Origin of the sequence: Streptomyces fuscigenes (assembly GCF_021556455.1) — a bacterium.
GTDB lineage: Bacteria > Actinomycetota > Actinomycetes > Streptomycetales > Streptomycetaceae > Streptomyces > Streptomyces fuscigenes.
This window is the reverse complement of record NZ_JAKGCV010000666.1, coordinates 1-2,104: the sequence shown is the minus strand read 5'-3', so window position 1 is coordinate 2,104 and position 2,104 is coordinate 1. Positions and strand designations below refer to the sequence as shown.

Sequence of the window (2,104 nt, the reverse complement as noted above, 5' to 3'; positions counted from 1 at the left end):
CCCGCGGGGGGTCGCGGCCGCGATGCCCAGGTTCACGTAGTGCTTGCGCACGATCTCCTGGTTGGCCTCGTCCCAGCTGGCGTTGATGTCGGGGTTCCGCCTGATCGCCACGAGCAGCGCCCGCGCGCCGCCGCACCGCGCCCGGCCGTACGGTCATGACCTGCACGCCCGTCCCGTCCATCGCGTCCCGCAGGCCCTGGGCGAACGTGTCGAGGCCGGCCTTGCTCGACCCGTAGATGAAGTCCGAGCGGCGCGCCCGCTCGGCCGCGACCGAGGACAGCACCACCAGGGCGCCCTGGCCCTGCGCCTGCATCGCACCCGCGCAGACGAGGGCCGCCGAGACCGCCCCCGTGTAGTTGGTCTGCGCGACCCGGACCGCGTCGAGCGGGGAGGCCTCGTCGTGCTCCTGGTCCCCGGCGACACCGAAGGCCAGCAGGACCAGGTCGACGTCGCCCTCCGCGAAGACCTTCCCGAGGGCCTCCTCGTGCGAGGCCGGGTCGAGGGCGTCGAAGGCGGGCGTGCGCACGTCGACGCCGGAGCCGCCGCGCAGCGCGCGCACCCCGGCCGCCGCCGCGTCGAGCGCGGGCGAGGGCCGGCCGGCCAGCCACACCGTGCGGGTGCGGCGCGCGACCAGCCGGCGGACGGTGGCCAGCGCGACGGCCGACGTCCCGCCGAGGACCAGAACGGACTGGGGTGCGCCGAAGGCGTCCTTCATGAGTGCTCCTGACTGCTTCGCGGTGGGACGGACGGGGGGCGGGAGGCCGCCCGGGCGCGGAAGGGGGCGGTGCCGTCCGCCGGGAGGGCGCTCACAGCGCCAGGCGGCGCGCCAGGTCGGAGGTGAGGACCGCGTCCGGGTCGAGGCCGGCGCGGAGCTCCCGGAACTCGGCGAGCCGCGGGTACATCGCGGACAGCAGCTCCGGCCGCAGCCGGGCGTCGTGCGCCAGGGCGACGCGCCCGCCCGCGATCACCACCTCCTCGTCGAGCTCGTCGAGGAAGCGGCCGAGCCCCGGCGCGCTCGCGGGGATGTCGAGCGCGAGGGCCCAGCCGGGCAGCGGGAAGGACAGCATGCCGCCGCCCGCGGCGCCGAGCCGCTGGAGCGTCGCGGACGGCACGGGGACGCCCCTGAGGGCCACGGCCCGGGTGATGCGGTGCAGGGCGTCCTCGTGGCCGAGGCCCACGGCGCACTCGTAGCGCACGAAGCCGCTGCGCCCGTACGCGCGGTCGAGCTGCGGGGCGAACGCCGGCGGGCGGGTGAGCGGGCGCAGCCTGCGCGTCCTGCGGGCGGGCGCCGCCCGGAAGCGCAGCGCGTTCAGGGCCCGCGCGGCCCGGACGCCGAGCAGCCCGTCCGGGACCAGATCGGCGGGCACGCCGGGCAGCCGCGATGCCCGCAGCGAGAGGGCGGAGGGCACCGAGCCCGCCACGAGCCCCACCGGGTGCCCGGAGTGCGGGCGCGGCGGGCGGGTCGGCAGCGCGTCGAGCGGCACGTGCAGGGCGCGGGTCAGCACGCCCCTGCCGGCGCCGGGGCCGCGCGCGAGGAGATCGAGCCACGCGGTCGACGAGCGGTAGCGCCGGTCCGTCGGCGAGAGGCGGGACAGCGCGTCGTCGAGGCCGGACGTCCGCTCCGTGTCGACGGCGAGCAGGGCGGTCGACACCCGCCGCAGCCGTACGCGGACGGACAGCACGACACCCGTGAGACCGAGCCCGCCCGCCGTCGCGTCGAACAGCGGGGTGCCGGGCACCACCGTGCGCACGGTGCCGTCGGCGGTCAGCAGCTCGAACGACGCCACGTGCCGGGCGAAGGAGCCGGCGGTGAGATGGTCCCCGCCGTGCAGGTCGACCGCGAGCGCCCCGCCCACGCTCGCCCCGCCGGAACCGGGCGGCGCCGGCTGCGCGGGGAGCACGGGCAGCGACCAGCCGAGCGGCAGCAGCGTCTGGGCCAGGCGGCGCAGACGCACCCCCGCGTCGCAGACCACGATCCCGGCCTCGGCGTCCACGCTGCGGATGCGGTCGAGTCCCCTCAGGTCCAGCACGGTTCCGCCCGCGTTGCGCGCGGCGTCGCCGTGGGCGAGGCCGAGGCCGCGCGCCACGGAACCGCGCGCGCCGG

2 protein-coding genes and 1 pseudogene are annotated in these 2,104 nt (G+C 78.2%); all 3 read right to left on the bottom strand.

Annotated features, from left to right (window positions below; all coding sequences use genetic code 11):
• On the bottom strand, nt 1-111 hold a 111-nt coding region (locus tag L1885_RS27565), incomplete at its 3' end, for a 2-oxo acid dehydrogenase subunit E2 (protein WP_235799869.1).
• Nucleotides 112-115: 4 nt separating this feature from the next.
• Nucleotides 116-715, bottom strand: a pseudogene (dprE2, locus tag L1885_RS27560) (decaprenylphospho-beta-D-erythro-pentofuranosid-2-ulose 2-reductase); the annotation flags it as partial.
• 91 nt (nt 716-806) lie between these two features.
• Nucleotides 807-2,104, bottom strand: a 1,298-nt coding sequence (locus tag L1885_RS27555) for an FAD-binding oxidoreductase (protein WP_235799868.1), incomplete at its 5' end; no start/stop codon positions are given.